The organism is Enterococcus pseudoavium NBRC 100491, from assembly GCF_001544295.1.
Classification (GTDB): Bacteria; Bacillota; Bacilli; order Lactobacillales; family Enterococcaceae; genus Enterococcus_A; species Enterococcus_A pseudoavium.
The window spans coordinates 50,565-69,059 of sequence record NZ_BCQF01000005.1; the positions used below are offsets into that span (position 1 = coordinate 50,565).

Genomic DNA, 18,495 nt, shown 5'->3' on the forward strand with positions numbered 1-18,495 from the left:
AAAATTATTTTTTTATTGAAAAGATTTGACCACAAAAAAACCGATCCCGCAAAGCTAGCACTGGCTAACTTTTGGGAATCGGTTTAAACTGACATTTTTTTAGTTGCGGCTCATATTATCGATATCTGCTTTGATGGCCTCAACGAACATATTTAAATCTTGCACTTCTTGTTCTTCACTACCGTAACGACGAACATTAACTGTAGCCTCTTTGACCTCTTTGTCACCGATGACTAATAGGTAAGGAATTTTTTGTGTTTGGGCTTGGCGAATCTTGTAACCTAGTTTTTCGTTACGGTCATCGACTTCGACGCGAACTCCTTCACGAACCAAGCGATCTTTGATTTCATAAGCATAATCCCCATGATGTTCTGGTGAAACAGGTAGAATCACTACTTGTTCAGGTGCCAACCAAGTTGGGAAAGCGCCTTTGTATTGTTCGATCAAGTAAGCCGTAAAGCGTTCCATCGTTGAAACAACACTACGGTGAACAACGACTGGGCGATGGTCTTTGCCATCTTCACCAACATACGTTAAATCAAAGCGTTCTGGTAATAAGAAGTCAAATTGGATCGTTGATAATGTTTCTTCAGTTCCTAAAGCCGTCAAGACTTGGACGTCTAATTTAGGACCGTAGAAAGCTGCTTCACCGTCAGCTTCAAAGTAATCGAAACCTGATTCGTCCATTACTTCTTTCAATAACCCTTGCGAAGTTTCCCACATTTGGTCATCATCAAAGTATTTTTCAGTGTTTTCAGGATCACGATAGCTTAGACGGAAACGATAGTCTTCAAAACCGAAATCTTTATACACTTCTAAGATCAAGTCTAAGGTCCGACGGAATTCTTCTTTGATTTGATCCGGACGAACAAAGATATGAGCATCGTTCATCGTCATTTCACGAACCCGTTGCAAGCCTGACAAGGCACCTGATTTTTCATAACGGTGATCCATTCCCAATTCCGCTAAACGAATTGGCAATTCACGGTAAGAGTGAATATGATTTTTATAGATCATCATGTGATGTGGGCAGTTCATTGGACGTAAAACCAATGATTCTTCGCCATCACCCATGTCCATGATTGGGAACATATCTTCTTTATAGTGATCCCAGTGACCAGAAGTTTTGTATAAACCAGTGTCTGCTAGAACTGGCGTATACACGTGTTCATAGCCCATTGAGATTTCTTTGTCCACGATGTAGCGTTCAATGATACGACGGATCGTTGCGCCTTTTGGTAACCAGAAAGGTAGTCCTGAACCAACTTCTTGTGAAATCATAAATAGATCTAGCTCTTTCCCTAATTTACGATGATCACGTTCTTTGGCTTCTTCACGCATCTTCAAGAAATGATCCAAATCATCTTGTTTGAAGAAAGCTGTTCCGTAGACCCGTTGCATCATTTGGTTATCTGAATTACCGCGCCAGTAAGCACCTGCGACTGATAATAATTTGAAAATCTTGATTTTTCCAGTTGATGGGACATGTGGTCCCCGGCATAGATCAGTGAATTCACCTTGAGTATACGCAGTGATCACTTCATCTTCAGGTAAGTCTTGGATCAATTCCACTTTATATGGATCATAGCTGAAGAAATCTAAAGCTTCTTGACGGCTCATTACTTTGCGTTCGATTGGCCAGTTTTCTTTGATGATCTTCTTCATTTCTTTTTCAATCGCTGGGAAATCTTCTTCGCTGATTTGAGCACCCTCACCATTATCAGTGTCATAATAGAAGCCTGATTCAATCGCTGGACCAACGCCAAAATGCATATTTGGGAATAGACGGCGAATAGCTTGCGCCATTAAGTGGGCACTTGAGTGACGAACAAGCGGTAAAGCTTCTTCATCTTTATCTGTAACGATTTTTAATTCCGCATCTTCTTCGATTGCCCGATTTAAGTCTTCTAATTGGCCATTGACGACAACTGCTAAGGCATTTTTAGCTAATGAATTAGAAATACTTTTTGCGATTTCTAAACCAGTAATACCGCTGTCAAACTCTTTTGTTGATCCATCTGGAAATGAAATTTTTACCATCCTGTAGTTCCCCCTTAATTATTGTTGATTGATTTGAAAAGTTCTTTGAACACTTCAGTTTTGGAGCCATTTTCTTAGTGGTCCGCCACGGAGATAAAAAAAGTCCTAGTACCCAAAACGGTACTAGGACGAATAAACGTGGTTCCACCTAATCTTTGAACAGATTTCTGTTCCTCACAAGCGATAACGGCGCTGTCCGCCCCTGCATTTATACAGAGGTCTCTGAAAGTGGTCATCCCTTGCGCTTATCTGGAAAAGTCTCAGCAATCTCTTTTCCTCTCTGGTAAACAGCCTTCAAGTTCAGTTGTCTTTCTTCATCAATCAATTACAAATTCATTATAAACGTTTATTGAATTGAAATGCAAGTATAAAAGAATTATTTCCACTTTCCACCTTGGGCGTAGCGACCTTTTGGCATTTCGTTGATAATGACATGTATATTTTCTTTAGGTGCTCCGGCAGTTCTCGAAACAGCTTCTGTTACCTCTTCGACCATTTTAGTTAATTGTTCTTGGCTTCTTCCTTCAACTAATTCGATATGCACAAATGGCATATAGCATCGCTCCTTTAAATTGATTAATTATCTACTTAATTTTAACACATTTCTATTTAAAAGCCTTGCGACAATCGTTTCATTTTCAACTTTAAAAATTATTTGCTTGGCCGAAATCCGTTTAATCCTGCCCTTTGCTTCTGCCTTCGCTTCTGTGCTATACTATTATGCTGTTATAAACAGTTGACGGAAAAATAAAAGGGGATGCTCAAATGAACGCAAGAGAGTATGAACAAGAGCACGTCCAACAGACAAGCGCCTTGATCCAACAAGAAATGGCTTTTTTAGACAGCCAGAAAAAAGCAACAAAAGAAAAATTTGATACTGAGATGTTGGAAAATGCCGGGCAAAGAGTGCAGGGTGGTTCTTTCGAATCTTTGGCCGAAACGATGGCCGACACCCGGCAACACGAAGCAGAATTATTGCTGCGCTACCAAACCTTCGCTTCACAAGAAAAGCGGCAAAAAGTATTGAAACTAATGACCGGCAATCCCTATTTCGCCCGGATTGATTTCCAAGAAGAGCAAGAAACGGAGACCCTTTATCTAGGGATCGCTTCCTTAAGAGATACACAAGAAGAAACCGTCGTGATCGACTGGCGGGCCCCGATTGCTAACTTGTACTATGAAGGAACCTTAGGTCAGACGCAATACGAAGCCCATGACGCGATTATTCCAATCGAACTTCTTTTGAAACGGCAATTTAAAATTCGCGAGGGCCAACTATTATCGATGGTGGATACGTCAGAAGCCATCAATGACGATTTCCTTTTAGAAATTTTAGATGAAGCCTCTTCTAATCACATGAAGAATATTGTTGCGACGATTCAACGTTCTCAAAATGAAATCATCCGTGACACTAGCAGTAAAGTACTAGTGGTTGAAGGTATTGCCGGCAGTGGTAAAACCTCAGCACTCTTGCAACGGGTTGCCTATTTGCTCTATCACAACCGAAAATGGCTAGATAATGAACAAGTCTTACTATTTTCACCGAACCATATTTTCTCTGATTATATCTCGACCGTCTTGCCTTCATTAGGAGAAAGCGGAATCCCAACGGAAACCTTCAAAACCTTTTTAAGTGCATTATTGCCGAATTATCAGATCCATACCGAAGAAAGTCACGAAGAAGTCTTTCTTTCTGGTCAAGACGATCGTGTTTTACGAGCAAAAAGCAGTTTTGCGATTGTTCAAGCACTGTACCAGTATGTTGAACGGATCGCAGAATTTGGACCACTGTTTCGTGACCTTAAATTGAATCAAGAGGTTTTAATTTCCAAAAAGCAAATCCGAGCTTGGTATCAAGAAGCTAACCCTGAACTGCCGATGTATCAGCGGATGCAATTACTTCAGACAAAACTTCTGAAAAAATTAGGCGGCTTAGAAAAAGACGAAATGAAAAAAGACTGGGTTAAAAAAGCGGCCGATGAGTTGGTTGATGCACTTTTCGTCAACAATCCTGATATGGAAGATTCCGAAAAAGCCGAACGACGCTTACGCCGGCAAATGACCCAGAAAGTCGTTCGTAAAAAAATGCGACCAATTCGCCGACAAATCAATCGCTACGGCTTCATCAACTATGCTAAACAATATTTGCATTTCTTACAAAATGTTCCTAACCGCTTGTTGTCTCATTATCACTTAACTGCAGAAAATTGGCAGACGATGTTGAGTGACTTGCTGAAGGATTTCAAACGTAAAGACTTGAGTTTAGAAGACGCTACGTTGCTGTTCTTATTGATGAAATCGATCCATCCAGTCGACGTGAAACAAAAAGCACGCTTTATCTTTATCGATGAAATGCAGGACTTCTCACCGGCCCAGGTGGCTTTGCTGCAACATCTCTATCCAAAAGCAACCTATACTTTATGTGGCGACTTGAATCAAAAGGTCTTTGGTAATGAAAGCATGGTCCATTCTTTGAAGGAGATTTTTGTCGATCAAGACTTGACTCACTTTGAATTAACAACCAGCTATCGTTCGACAGAAGAGATCACTAATTTTGCCAATCAATTTTTGACGCAGGAAAATCGAGTCGAATTGACTGCGCGAGCCGGTGATCGACCAAAAGTCTATTATACAAATGATAGCCAGCAAATGATTGACGGATTGATCAAGCAGCTCGCCGAAACAACCGAAGTTGCTAAATATTGGCGAACAGCTATTATTGCCAAAACGGCTGAAGAATGTCAGGCACTTTATGATCAGTTAACACCGGAGCAAAAAACGCACGTTCAATTACTGACGAATGAAGAAGACTTTATGAAAAAAAGCTTGATCATTATTCCAACCTTTTTAGCAAAAGGACTGGAATTTGACCGCGTCTATGCTTGGAATGTCTCTCCAGAGAATTATCATACCGAACAAGACAAATTGATTTTGTATACGGTCTGCACTCGGGCAATGCACGAACTGAACTTACTAGTAATTGGTCAAAAGAGTCCGCTCTTGGAAAGCATACCCGAAACGCTTTATACTGAAGCAGTTTTTAACTAACCAAGAATTCTTCACATAGCAAAGAAGCCCTTCAGATCTTTTCAGATCGGAAGGGCTTCTTGTTGTTTAATCTTCTAACTCAACGTTGTGATAGACTTGTTGAACATCTTCTAACTCGTCCAACACATCGATCATTTTTTCAAATTTTTCAAGATCCTCACCCGTTAAGGTTACTTCATTTTGTGGGATCATTTGCATCTCAGCCATTGAAAATTCCGTGATACCTTTTTCCTTCAATGCTTCTTGGATCGCATTAAAATCTTCTGGTTCACCATAGACGATGATCTGACCGTCTTCATCTACGACATCCCGTACATCAATCTCTTTATCCATCAAATATTCTAAGATTTCATCCGCGTCTTCGCCGGCAAAACCAAACAATGCCGTATTATCGAACATATACGCAACCGCACCTGAAACCCCCATATTTCCACCATTTTTACCAAAGGCCGCACGAACATCTGAAGCTGTCCGATTCACGTTATTGGTTAAGGCATCCACGATCACCATTGAACCGTTCGGACCAAAGCCTTCATAACGCAATTCTTGGAAATCTTCATCGCCAGAACCTTTGGCTTTTTCAATTGCACGGTCGATAATATGTTTTGGAACATTATAGGTTTTCGCTCGTTCAATAACAAAACGTAATTTTTGATTGGCATGCGGATCAGGATCCCCTGATTTTGCTGCCGCATAAATTTCAATCCCAAATTTAGCGTAAATTTTACTGTTGTTTGCATCTTTCGCAGTCTTTTTAGCTACGATATTCGCCCACTTACGTCCCATGTTTTCACTTCTCTTTCGTTAATTTCATACTTTCCCATTATAACGACTCACCTGTGCTTTGAAAAGGATTTTTTATACTTGGATCGGAAATCGGCCAATATTTTGCTCCTGCGGATGCACCAATTGATAAATTTGATCGGCGCGATAAGTTAGCAGATGCTGAGCTTTTTCCTTTTGGCCAATTTTAGCAGCTAGCGGTAAGGCAAATTGCTTTTTCTTTTGATTCAAATAAGCCTGTCCATTTTCGCTAAAACCCAATACATGCAGCAACGTATTCTTTTGCTCTGCTTGAATCTCGACTGCTTTGACTTGCAATAGCACATAAGTCAGCAAGCGTTGCAAGCGCGGCTGTGTATAGCGTTTAGTACTGATTTTTCCCAGATATTCTGAAAAACTTTCCGCCATTTGCTCGGTCAAACGATGCTCCAAGCCCTCTTTCATTTGATAAATTCCCTGCAACTGTTCCAAAGAAGACGCTCGCAGTTGATAGTTCAGATAAGGCCAAAAATCAGCCCATGAAAGTGGTTGTTGCTGTAATTCAACTAATGTTTGACTAGGAACAAATGCGGAAACATCTTCACCAGCTAGCACCCCGCGACGAATACCGGTCGCACTAGCAAATTGATCCTGAATCAGGTCCTCATCATGATAGCCTTGATCGACTCGAGGGAGTGGGAAAATTTCCATCGGCCGCGGATACAAGGCGTTTTCTTTTGCATAGCTTAAACCCAAAATATGGTTTGGCGGAAAAGCTTGAGCTGCCGGATAAAGTTGGGAAACGACTTCCGCCATTTTTTCCGGATAGCTCCAACCAATTGGCAGTTCATGAAAGAGTTGATCAATCGCTTTTTTTTCCTCAATGAAAAAGCGACCATATTCTTCATAATTAAAGGAAGCGTCACTATCTGTGCCAAAACACAGTGCGTCACAATTCAATGCCTGTAAAAGCTTGATACTCCCCTTAGCAAAATAATCGGCTGATTGAACCGCCCAGGCAAAGGGCAATTCCACGACTAAATCAACCCCGTTTTCCAAGGCCGCTTGTGCACGAGCCCATTTATCGATGATAGCCGGTTCGCCCCGCTGTAAAAAGTTACCGCTCATGACTGCCACGACGATATCGGCTCCGCTCAACTCCCGCGCTTTTTTAGCATGATACCGGTGGCCGTTATGAAAAGGATTATATTCAACCACAATCCCACAGCTTCGCATTTCGCCCCCTCCTTCCATTTTCATATAAAAAAACCGAGATTTCTCTCGGTTATTTCTGACAAACAAAAAACCAACGTTGACTTGTCTCAGTCGGTGCTTCATCCGTAAAGTCGGCAAAGACCTGTGTCTTAAAGCCAACTTCTGTTAACAACTTTTGATAGGTCGCTAATGGATACGTCCGCTCTTTGTGCAATTCATCCACCCGTTCAAAGGTGTCCTCATTCTTTTTTACAAAAAAAGTCAGAAAATGTTCAATACTATGAGGAACTTCTCCTGGATAACTATCCCACAAAAAAGCAAAATCTTCGGTTTGATCGTGGAAACTATACGCCGGGAAAACTTCATCGATTTGGAAAAGCGAATGAACATCGAAAATAAAGGTTCCCGTATCTTCCAACAACTGATAGACGCCAGCAAAAACTTGTTTGACTTGGGTCTCATCCTGCATATAACACAACGAATCTGAAAAACAAGTAACGGCTTGATACGTACCAATATCAGTCAGATCCAGCATATCCCCAGCGATCCAATTAACGTTGGTATCAGCTTCTAATGCTCGATCACTGGCTAATGTCAGCATTTCTTCTGACAGATCTAGCCCGGTCACTTCAAAACCCGCTTGGGCAAACTCCACTGCTAATGCTCCGGTCCCGCAAGCCAGTTCCAAGATTTGATTAGTCGTTTTAGGCAGATGGCGCAAAGAAAAAGCTAACCACTGCTGATAAAGCGTCTCATCCATCACTTCGTCATAAACGAAGGCAAAGGTCTCATATGCCATTAGTCGATCCAAGCCTCGATATTTTCTAAAGGAGCATCTGACCATAATTTTTCTAAATTGTAGAATTCACGTTCTGAGTTACTGAAGACATGGACGATCACGTCTCCTAAATCGATCAAGACCCATTTACCACCGTCTTTACCTTCCACCCGTTTCACTTCTACTTTAGCTTCTTCTTCTTTATCCATGATTTCATCGACAATCGCATTGATTTGACGATCGGAATTCGCAGAACAAATCAAAAAATAATCCGCTAATAATGAGACTTCTGAGACATTCAAGGCCACGATATCTACCGCTCGTTTTGCGTCGGCAGCCTTCACGGCGATTTCTAACATTTTTTTACTATCTATGATAATTCTCCTCCTATTGTTGCGAGTAACTTTTACTCACACAAGTGTTATAATTTTTACTTCATGCCAGCGACCCAACGGTTATAAGTTTCGATCGTTTTAGGATACACCGGCGTTTCTTTTTCGATCAAATGAGCAAGGGTATGCTTCGTTTCAAAAGCCACCGCTTGATCTAAATCACTAAAAGCAATCACGCGGGCATCTTCCACACCTGGAAAATCACGCCCCGGTTCAATATAGTCGGCGACGTAAATAATCTTATCTAGTAAAGACATCTCAGCTGCACCGGTGGTATGCAAGCGAATCGCGCTCAAGATCGTTTCATCGGTGATGTTTAACTCCCGGGCAACGAAATCAGCACCGACTAGACCATGCCAAATCGAATTACCATACTTTAAAAGTTCGGCTTTATTGTCATAGTTGCCTCGCTCGATTGCCAGTTGAAACTCTTCATCGGAGCGTTCTTTTGCATAATCATGGGTCAAGGCCGCAATACTAGCTTTTTCGGGTGATTCGCCAAACCGCTCTGCCAAAGCTATCGCGGTTTCTTCCACTCCTAAAACGTGTTTGAAGCGGCGTTCACTCATGCGCATTTGAACAGCCTGCATCAATGCTTCACGCGCTAGCGCAGCATATTCATCACTATACTTCATCAAGATACAATCCTTCTTCCGCAATATACTCCCGCACCCGCTCCGGTACTAAATAGCGAATCGAGCAACCTTGTTGGACTTGCTTACGAATGTATGAAGACGATAACTGAATCTCTGGTACATCAACCCAGATGATCGGATAAGGACTCTCTAGCGAGTAGCCGGCCCGCTTAACAGCAACAAAATTTACTAATTGTACCAGCTCATCAATCCGATACCACTTAGGCAGATAGGCGACTTCATCTCCACCGATGATAAAATAATAGTCCGTATCAGGGTGTTCCGCCGTCAGTTCCAACATCGTATCAATCGTATAACTTTTCCCTTTACGCTTCAACTCCCGTGTATCGACGGTTAAAAACGAATTGTCTTCAATCGCCAATTTGACCATCGCCAAACGGTGGCTGCTGTCGATCGTTTTTTTCTCATCCACATGCGGTGGCAAATAACTTGGCAGCAGATGTACTTCGTCAAATCCCATTTTCTGTCCGACTTGTTCCGCAATCATCAGATGCGCTTGATGGATTGGATTAAAATTCCCCCCCAACAAACCCACTTGTTTTTTAGGCATCGCGGCAACCGTCAGTGGTTCGACTTTTGGAATCGTTAAGACATCTTGATACAACAGTTATTCCCCCTCATTTTAATTGATGCTTAAATACTTTTAACTTCTTTCGAGATCTTTTGATATTTTTCCTTGCTTGATGGTTTGTATAAAACCAAGACTCGGCCAATGATCTGAACGATTTCACAGTGAATCTTCTCAGCGATAACACGAGCCACATCTTCTGCGATCTCATCTGTATTTTGCAATAGATTGACTTTGATTAATTCTCTTTTTTCTAACGCTTCATTGATTTGAACGACCATCGCTTCATTAAGACCATTTTTACCAATCTGGAAAATCGGCTGTAAGTGATGAGCCTGACTCCGCAAAAAACGCTTTTGTTTTCCTCTTAATTCCATATTATACCCCTTTGGCTGCTATTTTTAGATTAATGCTTTACGAGTCAACACATCGACTCCCTTTGGTGCCCAGCCGGCTACGACCGCTGGTTTAGTAACCGTGACCCAGCCAAGTCCGGCAAATACGATATCCGTCTTTTCTTTGATTGAGAATTCAAAGCGGACTAATTCAGGAAACTCGCCAACTTCATCAGGACGCGGTGGCTGTAACAAGCCTCCCACATGTTTGGCATAGAAAGCATCCGCTTTTTCTAGTTTTGTACGATGGGGCTCAATGTCATTTGACACGTAAGCCACAAAAGAAGCTCGCTCTCCTTGAATAAAATCAAACCGCGCTAACCCGCCTAAAAACAGCGTTTGTCCAGCATTTAGCTGATAAATTTTAGGTTTGATTTCCTTGTGAGGCGCAATGATCTTCAAATCTTTCTTACCAAGGTAGTGTGCCATTTGATGGCGGTGAATGATCCCTGGTGTATCGAAAAGAAAATGTCCATCATCTAAAGGAATCTCAATTTTATCTAGGGTCGTTCCTGGAAACTGCGAAGTCGTGATCAAATCTTGAACCCCGGCGGTTTGTTTGATGATTTGATTGATCAACGTCGATTTACCGACATTGGTTACGCCGACCACGTACACATCGCGACCTTCACGGTATTCCTCAATTTTAGCTAACAATTCTTCCATCTCATGTGGCTTACGAGCACTCGTCAACAAAATATCGCGAGGCCGCAGTCCTTCTTCATGGGCACGTTCCCGCATCCATTGCGTCAGGCGTCCCCGCTTCAATGATTTAGGCAATAAATCGACTTTATTGCCGACCAGTAAGACTGGATTATCCCCAACAAAACGATGCAACCCAGGAATCAATGAGCCGTTGAAGTCAAAGATATCGACGACATTGACGATTAATGCATCGGCTTTTCCTAGTTCATTCAATAAACGGAGAAAATCATCGTCAGTCAAGGCAACATCTTGGATCTCATTGTAATGACGCAAACGGAAGCAACGTTGACAATAAACTTCTCCATTGGCTAAACCTTTTTCTAAAGCCGACTGCGGCGTATAGCCCAATTCATTAGGTTGCTGTGTTTGAATCTTTGCACCGCAACCGATACAGAATAATTCTTCTTCCATTATAATCCACTCTTCCATTCCATTTCAGGGTCTTTACGAGACAAGATACGCATCACGCGCCGTTCAAAGAAACGATTGATCCGGGTATTCCAGCCATCGGTATCAATAATCGGTTGAACTAAGATACTGCGAATCCCCGCCGCACTAGCACCACGAATATCCGTCATGACTTGATCACCAATCATCACAATCTCATCTTTTGACAGCCCCAATTGTTCTTGCGCATGCTTGATGCCAACTGCAAAAGGTTTCATAGCTCGCGAAACAAAATCCAACTCAAACTTTTCTAGGGCCTTGGCTACGCGACTGGCTTTATTATTTGAAACAACGACTACAGGAATTCCTGCTTCATCCATCATTTTTAACCAATTGATCAGCTCTTCCGTACCGTTGGGATTATTCCAAGCGATCAAAGTATTATCTAAATCCGTTAGAACTGCTTTGAAGCCGTGAGCTCTCAACTGCTCAGGTGTTATTTGATAAATGGCTTCGACCATCCACGTTGGTTTGTATTTATCTAACATGGCAACTCCTATATCTTTATTTTATACATCTACAAAACCTGATTATAACGCAATTTTTTTGAAAACTCTACATTTCACGCTAAAGGTTTAAAAAAAGACTAGGCTTTTTCGGCCTAGTCTGATTAATTCTATAAAACTTTAGATAAGAAATCGATCGTCCGAGGACTTTTTGTATGATCGAAGACTTCTTCAGGTGTTCCTTCTTCAACGATCACACCGCCGTCCATAAAGATCACTCGGTCGCCAACTTCTTTAGCAAAGCCCATTTCGTGGGTCACGATCATCATCGTCATGCCTTCTTTAGCTAGTTGCTGCATAACTTGTAAGACATCTCCCACCATCTCTGGATCAAGTGCCGAAGTTGGTTCATCAAACAGCATCACATCCGGCTGCATCGCCAATGCACGAGCAATCGCGATCCGTTGTTGTTGTCCCCCAGACAATGATTGCGGATAAGCATCCGCTTTTTCGGATAGGCCGACCTTTTCCAATAATTCTCTGGCAATTTTCTCAGCCTCCGTCTTCGCCAAACCTTTCACTTTGATTGGCGACAACGTGATATTATCGAGGACCGTCATATTAGGAAACAAATTGAATTGTTGAAAGACCATTCCCATTTTTTCCCGTGTTTTAAAAATATCGTTCTTTTTGTCGGTAATATCCGTACCTTCAAATTTAATCGTTCCAGAAGTTGGAACTTCTAATAAATTGACACAACGTAAAAAAGTACTTTTCCCTGAACCAGAGGGCCCGATAATTACGACTACCTCACCTGGCATGATCTCAGCGGAAATGTCCTTCAAGACCTCATTGTCGCCAAATTTTTTATTTAAATGTTCGATTTGAATCAATGCTTCTGCCATTATGCCCACCTCTTATCGTTGATAACCTTTCCCAAGTTTTTTCTCCCACAGATTCAGCAGGCGTGAAGTGATGAAGGTCATCACAAAATAAAGTCCCGCTGCCACGATTAATGGTTCTAAAGGAATATAGGAATTTGAGACAACGATTTGAGCAGAGCCCATCAATTCATTGATCCCGATCGTTGCTAGTAAAGAGGAATCCTTAATCAACGTAACAAATTCATTCCCTAAAGGCGGCAAAATATTACGCAACGCCTGGGGCAAAATCACATAGCGCATCGTTTGAGCTGGCCGCAGACCTAACGAATGGGCTGCTTCTGTTTGCCCAAAGTTGACAGCACTGATCCCTCCACGAATAATTTCCGCCACATAAGCTCCTGAGTTCAATGATAAAATAATCATCCCTGGAAACAGCCGGTTGATGCCCACTGACAAGACGCCGAAATCGATATCTTTCGAAGGAAAAAAGCCTTGTAGGATTAAGAAACCGATCGTAATTTGTAATAACATCGGAGTGCCTCGCAGCACTTCGATGTAAATATTCGCTAACCAGTTCAACGGTTTATGTTTTGATAGTTTTAATAAAGCCATCGCTAATCCGATCAAAGTCCCTAAACAGACCGTCACTAGTGAGATAACTACGGTGATTCCTGCACCGGAAACGAAATACGATAAATATTTACTTAAAAATGAAAAATCCAAAACGTATGCCCTCTATTCTTTTGCTGATTTTTCAGCTAATTCATGGTTTTGTTTGACAAATTCATCAATCTTGCCTTCATCATTCAATTTTTTGATGATCTTGTTCAATTCCGTCTGCAATTCATCGCTACCTTTTGGTAAGGCGATTGCAAAGGCTTCATCTGCTGAAGCTTTTAAATCGATATTGGCAATCATCAAATCGGGGTTTTGTTCTACGTAAGATTCAGCGATCGTTTTTTCCACGACCATCGCATCTAATGACCCGCTATTTACTTCGATCACCATATTCGGTACCTTTTCAATTGAAACGAGTTTTGCATCTTTAAGTTGCGTTTTCACGATGTCTTCTTGAATCGAGCCCTTTTGTGCACCGACATTTTTAGCTTTCAAAGCGGCTACACTGGTGAATTGATCTTGATTCTTTTTGTTAATAATAACTACTTGTGGTGGATTGTAATAGTTATCAGTAAAGTTGAACTGCTCTTTCCGTTCTTTGGTAGCAGAGATTGCTGAGATTGCAATATCCGATTTACCTTCTTTTAAAGAAGCTAAGACCGTATTGAAACTCATGTCAGAAACTTCTGCTTTGACACCTAGCTCGTCAGCGATCGCATTGACCAGATCAATATCGGCTCCTACGATTTTATCTTTGCCGTCCACCATCGTATGGAATTCAAATGGCGCATAATCTGCTGAAGTTGCCACTTTCAAGACGCCTGCTTTTTTGATAGCTGCTAATTGGTCTTCCGTTTTTGCTTTTGTTGATGAGTCAGTAGTTTTATCATTGCTGTTGCCACATGCTGCTAAAGTAAATAGTGCGAATAAAGTAAATACTACGCCGGTAATTTTTTTCATCCTGATTCCTCCTAAATTTGAAAGCTTTTTTCAATGCATTTATTATAGCATGAAATTTTCATAAAACAAGCATTTATATGTATAAATATTAAATATAATTTATATATAGTCTTATTTAATGTATATATACAAAGCCAAAATGAATAAACATTTTTAATCAACTGCCTTTTGCGCTAGTTGATTGTTTTTTTCAACCATTTTTTCGATCGTACCGTCTTCCTTCATTTCTTTGATCTGTTTATTCAGTTCCTTGACTAATTTTTCATTTCCCTTAGGAACAGCTATACATAATGAATCTTCTTTCATACTTTTTAAAGGAATATTGGCAATCATCAATTCTGGATTTTGATTGACGTACGCATCGGCAACAGTTTTTTCTACCACTAGTCCATCTAATGAACCATTTTTGACTTCTAGAAAAATATTCGGTAATTTTTCGATTGAGACCAATTTTGCATCTTTCAACTGTTCCTTAACAATATTTTCTTGGATCGTCCCTTTTTGCGAACCGACTTGTTTTCCAGCAAAACTATCGATCGAAGTAAATTGACCAGCGTTTTGTTTATTGATTACGATTACTTGTGGAGACGTATAGTAATCAGTCGTAAAGTCAAAACTTTGCTCCCGTTCACTGGTGACCGAAATCGCTGATACGGCGATATCGGCTTTACCTTCTTTGGCCGCTGCTAAAACTGCATTAAAACTCATATCTAGCCAATCAACCTTGACGCCCATTTTTTTGGCGATGGCTTCAACCATTTCAATATCCGCTCCGACAATTTTATCTTTCCCATCAATCGTCGTATGAAAGCCAAAAGGTGCATAATCCGGTGACGTAGCCACCTTGATGACACCTTCTTCTTTAATCGTATCCAATTTGTCCGCTTTCTCTTCATTCCCACAAGCAGCTAATAAAAATAAAACCAATCCCGCTAAAACAACCTTCATCCCTTTTTTCATCGCTAGCCCTCCAAAATCTTTTTTTATTAGTATAGCATAATATTTCATAAAGTCCACAAAATAATGAATATTTATTTATTTTCATGAATAATCATCACAGCAAAAAAGTACTCTACTTGACCTAGATCAAGTAGAGCACTTCTTTTGCTTTAAGAGATTAAAATTTTCGAAAACGCTGGTAACGTTGTTCAATCAATTCAGCCGCTGAAAGCTGTGCTAAATCAGTGATTTTTTCGATCAATGCTTTTTGCAGCATTTGAATGATTTTATCCTCACTGAGTTTTTTGCCCTTCAGCGTTTCCGGAATCACCCGATCGATCACATCCAAATCTAGTAATTCAGCTGCGGTGATTTTCATCAGCTCAGCTGCCTCGTCGGCTCGTTTGCCATCTTTCCAAAGGATCGAAGCAAAACCTTCTGGCGAAAGAATCGCGTAAATACTGTATTCCATCATCCAAACTTCATCGGCTACCGCCAAGGCCAAAGCTCCGCCGCTACCGCCTTCACCAGTCACAATCGAAATAATTGGGACTTGCAAATCAGACATTTCCATAAGGTTACGGGCAATTGCTTCCCCTTCACCACGTTCTTCAGCTTCAACCCCGCAGAAGGCTCCCGGTGTATTTACAAAACAAATCACCGGCCGTTTAAACTTTTCAGCTTGTTTCATTAAACGCAAGGCTTTGCGATAACCTTCCGGATTGGGTTGACCAAAATTACGAGCCATGTTTTCTTTCAGATCGTTTCCTTTTTGAATACCGATTACCGTGACCGGTTTTCCTGCAAGTCTTGCGATCCCACCAACAATGGCCGGATCATCACCAAATAAGCGATCACCGTGGCACTCCTGAAAATCGGTAAAAACTTTTGCAAAATAATCAAGACTCGTCAAACGATCTTGGTGTCGCGCTAATTTTACAATTTCGCCAGCAGTTAGACTCATTTATCACACCAGCCTTTCTGTTGATGAAGTGCTAATAATTGCGTCAAACGCTCTCGCAACTCTAACCGAGGAACGATTTGGTCGATAAAACCATGTTGCAGCAAAAACTCGGCCTTCTGAAAATCATCCGGTAGCTGCTGACGAATCGTCTGCTCGATCACGCGCCGTCCGGCAAAACCAACTAGCGTTTGCGGTTCGGCTAAAATGATATCGCCTTCCATCGCAAAGCTGGCAGTAACTCCGCCGGTCGTTGGATCGGTTAAGACCGTCAAATACAGTAAACCGGCATTACTATGGCGCTTGACTGCTGCTGAGATTTTCGCCATCTGCATCAATGAAAAAATCCCTTCTTGCATCCGAGCACCGCCGGAAGCCGTAAATAGAACCACCGGTAATTTTTCAACGACGGCTTTTTCAAACAGTCGGGTAATTTTTTCCCCTACAACGGTTCCCATACTACCCATGATAAAATTGGCATCCATCACACCAATCGCCACCGGCTGCTGATTGATCAAGGCTTTCCCCGTCAAGACGGCTTCATCAAGTCCGTTCTTTTCCTTCATTTTATCGATTTTAGCCAAATAATCCGGAAAATCGATCGGATTTTTTTGGACTAAGTCGTTATCCCAATCAACAAAACTTTTTTCATCGATTGTTAACGCCAAGCGTTCCCACGCACTGATTCGGAAGCTGTAGCCACAATGGGGACAAACTTTCTCCGCACCCATCTCTTTTTTATAAAGGGTTCGTTTACAGTTTGGACATTTCGCCCACATGTCGTCTGGTACGGCTGGTTTCGTTGTCGGTACACTGTCGCGGTTAGGATTAATCCGAATGTAGTTTTTTTTCTTATTAAAAAGTCCCACCTAAATTCCTCCTACTCGCTTTGCTGCCACTCAGGTAAAAATATTTTTTGTAAGAAACTTGTATCATAGTCGCCAAATAATACATTTGGATGACTGATCAAGTCCATTTGAAACTCGACATTCGTGATAACGCCGTCAGAAACAAATTCACCCAAGGCACGTTGCATCTTCATTAAAGCATCGAAACGGTCTTCCCCGTGAACGATGATCTTGGCAATCATTGAATCGTAATAGGGTGGAATCGTCACGCCACTATACATCGCACTGTCAACCCGCAATCCTAAACCGCCGCTCGGCAGAAGCAAGGTTTTGATCTTACCCGGTGAAGGTGCAAAGTTGAAAGCAGGATTTTCTGCATTGATCCGACATTCGATGGAGTGACCATGAAACTTCACATCTTCTTGCTTTAATCCGAGTGGTTCTCCCGCGGCGATTTTAATTTGTTTCTTCACGATGTCAATTCCTGTGATCATTTCAGTAATTGGATGTTCTACCTGAATCCGAGTATTCATCTCCATAAAATAGAAGTGGCCTGCTTCATCACGTAAAAATTCAATCGTACCGGCACTTTCATAATTTACCGCTTGACCAGCCTTAACTGCAATTTCTCCCAACATTTGGCGGTTTTCTTCACCGATCACAACGGATGGGGCTTCTTCTAAAACTTTTTGATTGTTCCGTTGTAAAGAGCAATCACGTTCGCCGAGATGAATCACATTCCCTTGTTGATCACCTAGAATCTGAACTTCGATATGACGAGCTGGATAGATAATTTTTTCCATATACATCGCGTCATCACCAAAAGCTGCTTTAGCTTCTGATTTTGCTGATAAAAAGTTTGCTTCTAGTTCTTTTTTCGAAGGAACTTTACGAATCCCTTTACCGCCACCGCCAGCTGCGGCTTTCAGCATGACCGGATAACCGATCTTATCGGCTAAAGCTTCCGCTTCGGCTAACGTATTGATCGCACCGTCACTTCCAGGAATCACCGGTACTCCAGCTTTTTGCATCAATTGACGAGCATGGATCTTATTCCCCATCGCATCAATCGTTTTTTCACTTGGACCAATGAACTTGATATTGCATTCAGCACACATCGTCGCAAACAGACTATTTTCAGACAAGAAACCAAAACCGGGATGAATCGCTTCAGCATTCGTCACGATTGCCGCGCTTAAGATTTCCTGCATATTTAAATATGATTCACTCGAACGTGCGGGCCCGATACAAATGGCTTCATCTGCCATCTCGGTATGCAACGCTTCTTTATCCGCCTCCGAATAGACCGCGACTGTCTGAATGCCTAATTCACGACAAGCCCGGATGATACGAACGGCGATTTCGCCACGATTGGCGATCAAAATTTTTGAAAACATCGACATCTATCCAATCATAAAAGTCAGTTCAGCTTCAGCAACTTTTTTACCATCGACATAGGCAATCCCTTTGCCACAACCTGCTGAAGAACGGACTTTTGTTAATTCTACATCTAAGACTAAGGTATCGCCAGGAACCACTTTTTTACGGAATTTTGCTTTATCGATTCCGCCGAAATAAGCCGTTTTCCCTTTGAATTCTTCCATTGATAACAAGGCCACAGCTCCTGCTTGAGCCATCGCTTCAACGATTAGAACACCCGGCATTACTGGTTCGTGGGGGAAATGACCTTGGAAAAAGGGCTCATTGACCGAAACATTTTTCTTGGCCTTGATACTTTTACCTGCTTCTAATTCTTCCACACGGTCGATCAATAACATCGGATAGCGATGCGGGATGATTTCTTTGATTTCTTCAATTGTTAACATCTGTTTT

At 41.6% G+C, this 18,495-nt stretch carries 20 protein-coding genes; 1 reads left to right on the forward strand and 19 read right to left on the reverse strand.

Translation table 11 applies throughout. The features are described 5' to 3' along the window. Positions 1-99 precede the first annotated feature (99 nt). Both thrS and thmT read right to left on the reverse strand, forming a co-directional pair. Complete coding sequence (gene thrS, locus EP1_RS03840) at positions 100-2,040, reverse strand: threonine--tRNA ligase (protein ID WP_067623709.1); 1,941 nt, start codon at positions 2,038-2,040, stop codon at positions 100-102. A gap of 376 nt (positions 2,041-2,416) precedes the next feature. After that, complete coding sequence (gene thmT / locus EP1_RS03845) at positions 2,417-2,593, reverse strand: 2-hydroxymuconate tautomerase (RefSeq protein ID WP_067623713.1); 177 nt, start codon at positions 2,591-2,593, stop codon at positions 2,417-2,419. A gap of 212 nt (positions 2,594-2,805) precedes the next feature. On the opposite strand from thmT, the gene helD reads away from it, so the two are divergent. Continuing rightward, positions 2,806-5,088 (forward strand): RNA polymerase recycling motor HelD, encoded by a 2,283-nt coding sequence (gene helD, locus EP1_RS03850; RefSeq protein ID WP_067623716.1) that lies wholly within the window; start codon positions 2,806-2,808, stop codon positions 5,086-5,088. A 66-nt stretch (positions 5,089-5,154) separates the two neighbouring features. Here helD and EP1_RS03855 read toward each other — a convergent pair whose 3' ends face one another. From EP1_RS03855 to fabZ, 17 genes are all read right to left on the reverse strand, one after another. Next, entirely contained in the window at positions 5,155-5,874 is a 720-nt protein-coding gene (locus EP1_RS03855; protein WP_067623719.1) for a YebC/PmpR family DNA-binding transcriptional regulator, read from the reverse strand. 72 nt (positions 5,875-5,946) lie between these two features. Then, positions 5,947-7,086 carry a nucleotidyltransferase gene (locus tag EP1_RS03860; protein ID WP_067623723.1) on the reverse strand — a complete coding sequence of 380 codons (1,140 nt, stop codon included), beginning with the start codon at positions 7,084-7,086 and terminating at the stop codon, positions 5,947-5,949. Positions 7,087-7,135: 49 nt separating this feature from the next. After that, the gene (locus EP1_RS03865; protein WP_067623726.1) at positions 7,136-7,864 is read right to left on the reverse strand and encodes a class I SAM-dependent DNA methyltransferase; all 729 of its coding nucleotides are present in this window, start codon (positions 7,862-7,864) and stop codon (positions 7,136-7,138) included. Beyond that, the gene (gene rsfS / locus EP1_RS03870) at positions 7,864-8,202 is read right to left on the reverse strand and encodes a ribosome silencing factor (RefSeq protein WP_067623729.1); all 339 of its coding nucleotides are present in this window, start codon (positions 8,200-8,202) and stop codon (positions 7,864-7,866) included. The genes EP1_RS03865 and rsfS overlap by 1 nt, the downstream gene beginning before the upstream one ends. Positions 8,203-8,273: 71 nt before the next feature. Beyond that, positions 8,274-8,870, reverse strand: coding sequence for a bis(5'-nucleosyl)-tetraphosphatase (symmetrical) YqeK (gene yqeK, locus EP1_RS03875; RefSeq protein ID WP_067623732.1), 597 nt, complete (start codon positions 8,868-8,870; stop codon positions 8,274-8,276). Beyond that, positions 8,860-9,495 (reverse strand): nicotinate-nucleotide adenylyltransferase, encoded by a 636-nt coding sequence (locus EP1_RS03880; protein ID WP_067623734.1) that lies wholly within the window; start codon positions 9,493-9,495, stop codon positions 8,860-8,862. The genes yqeK and EP1_RS03880 overlap by 11 nt, the downstream gene beginning before the upstream one ends. Before the next feature lie 29 nt (positions 9,496-9,524). Further along, positions 9,525-9,836, reverse strand: a complete 312-nt coding sequence (yhbY, locus tag EP1_RS03885) for a ribosome assembly RNA-binding protein YhbY (RefSeq protein WP_067623737.1) — start codon at positions 9,834-9,836, stop codon at positions 9,525-9,527. A gap of 24 nt (positions 9,837-9,860) precedes the next feature. After that, positions 9,861-10,970: a ribosome biogenesis GTPase YqeH gene (yqeH, locus tag EP1_RS03890; protein ID WP_067623739.1), complete on the reverse strand. Its 1,110-nt coding sequence runs from the start codon at positions 10,968-10,970 to the stop codon at positions 9,861-9,863. Further along, positions 10,970-11,494 (reverse strand): YqeG family HAD IIIA-type phosphatase, encoded by a 525-nt coding sequence (locus EP1_RS03895; RefSeq protein ID WP_067623743.1) that lies wholly within the window; start codon positions 11,492-11,494, stop codon positions 10,970-10,972. Before EP1_RS03895 ends, yqeH begins: the two co-directional genes overlap by 1 nt. A 128-nt stretch (positions 11,495-11,622) precedes the next feature. Next, on the reverse strand, positions 11,623-12,357 hold the full coding sequence (locus EP1_RS03900; protein ID WP_067623746.1) for an amino acid ABC transporter ATP-binding protein: 735 nt from the start codon (positions 12,355-12,357) through the stop codon (positions 11,623-11,625). Positions 12,358-12,369: 12 nt separating this feature from the next. Then, positions 12,370-13,059, reverse strand: a complete 690-nt coding sequence (locus EP1_RS03905; protein WP_067623749.1) for an amino acid ABC transporter permease — start codon at positions 13,057-13,059, stop codon at positions 12,370-12,372. A 12-nt stretch (positions 13,060-13,071) separates the two neighbouring features. Further along, positions 13,072-13,914: a transporter substrate-binding domain-containing protein gene (locus EP1_RS03910; RefSeq protein WP_067623752.1), complete on the reverse strand. Its 843-nt coding sequence runs from the start codon at positions 13,912-13,914 to the stop codon at positions 13,072-13,074. 153 nt (positions 13,915-14,067) lie between these two features. Continuing rightward, positions 14,068-14,874: a transporter substrate-binding domain-containing protein gene (locus EP1_RS03915; protein ID WP_067623755.1), complete on the reverse strand. Its 807-nt coding sequence runs from the start codon at positions 14,872-14,874 to the stop codon at positions 14,068-14,070. A gap of 157 nt (positions 14,875-15,031) precedes the next feature. After that, positions 15,032-15,817, reverse strand: coding sequence for an acetyl-CoA carboxylase carboxyl transferase subunit alpha (locus EP1_RS03920; protein ID WP_067623758.1), 786 nt, complete (start codon positions 15,815-15,817; stop codon positions 15,032-15,034). Then, positions 15,814-16,683 (reverse strand): acetyl-CoA carboxylase, carboxyltransferase subunit beta, encoded by an 870-nt coding sequence (accD, locus tag EP1_RS03925; RefSeq protein WP_067623760.1) that lies wholly within the window; start codon positions 16,681-16,683, stop codon positions 15,814-15,816. The genes EP1_RS03920 and accD overlap by 4 nt, the downstream gene beginning before the upstream one ends. A gap of 11 nt (positions 16,684-16,694) precedes the next feature. Next, the gene (locus tag EP1_RS03930) at positions 16,695-18,059 is read right to left on the reverse strand and encodes an acetyl-CoA carboxylase biotin carboxylase subunit (RefSeq protein ID WP_067623764.1); all 1,365 of its coding nucleotides are present in this window, start codon (positions 18,057-18,059) and stop codon (positions 16,695-16,697) included. Between the two features lie 6 nt (positions 18,060-18,065). Continuing rightward, entirely contained in the window at positions 18,066-18,488 is a 423-nt protein-coding gene (fabZ, locus tag EP1_RS03935) for a 3-hydroxyacyl-ACP dehydratase FabZ (protein ID WP_067623767.1), read from the reverse strand. Positions 18,489-18,495: the final 7 nt, after the last annotated feature.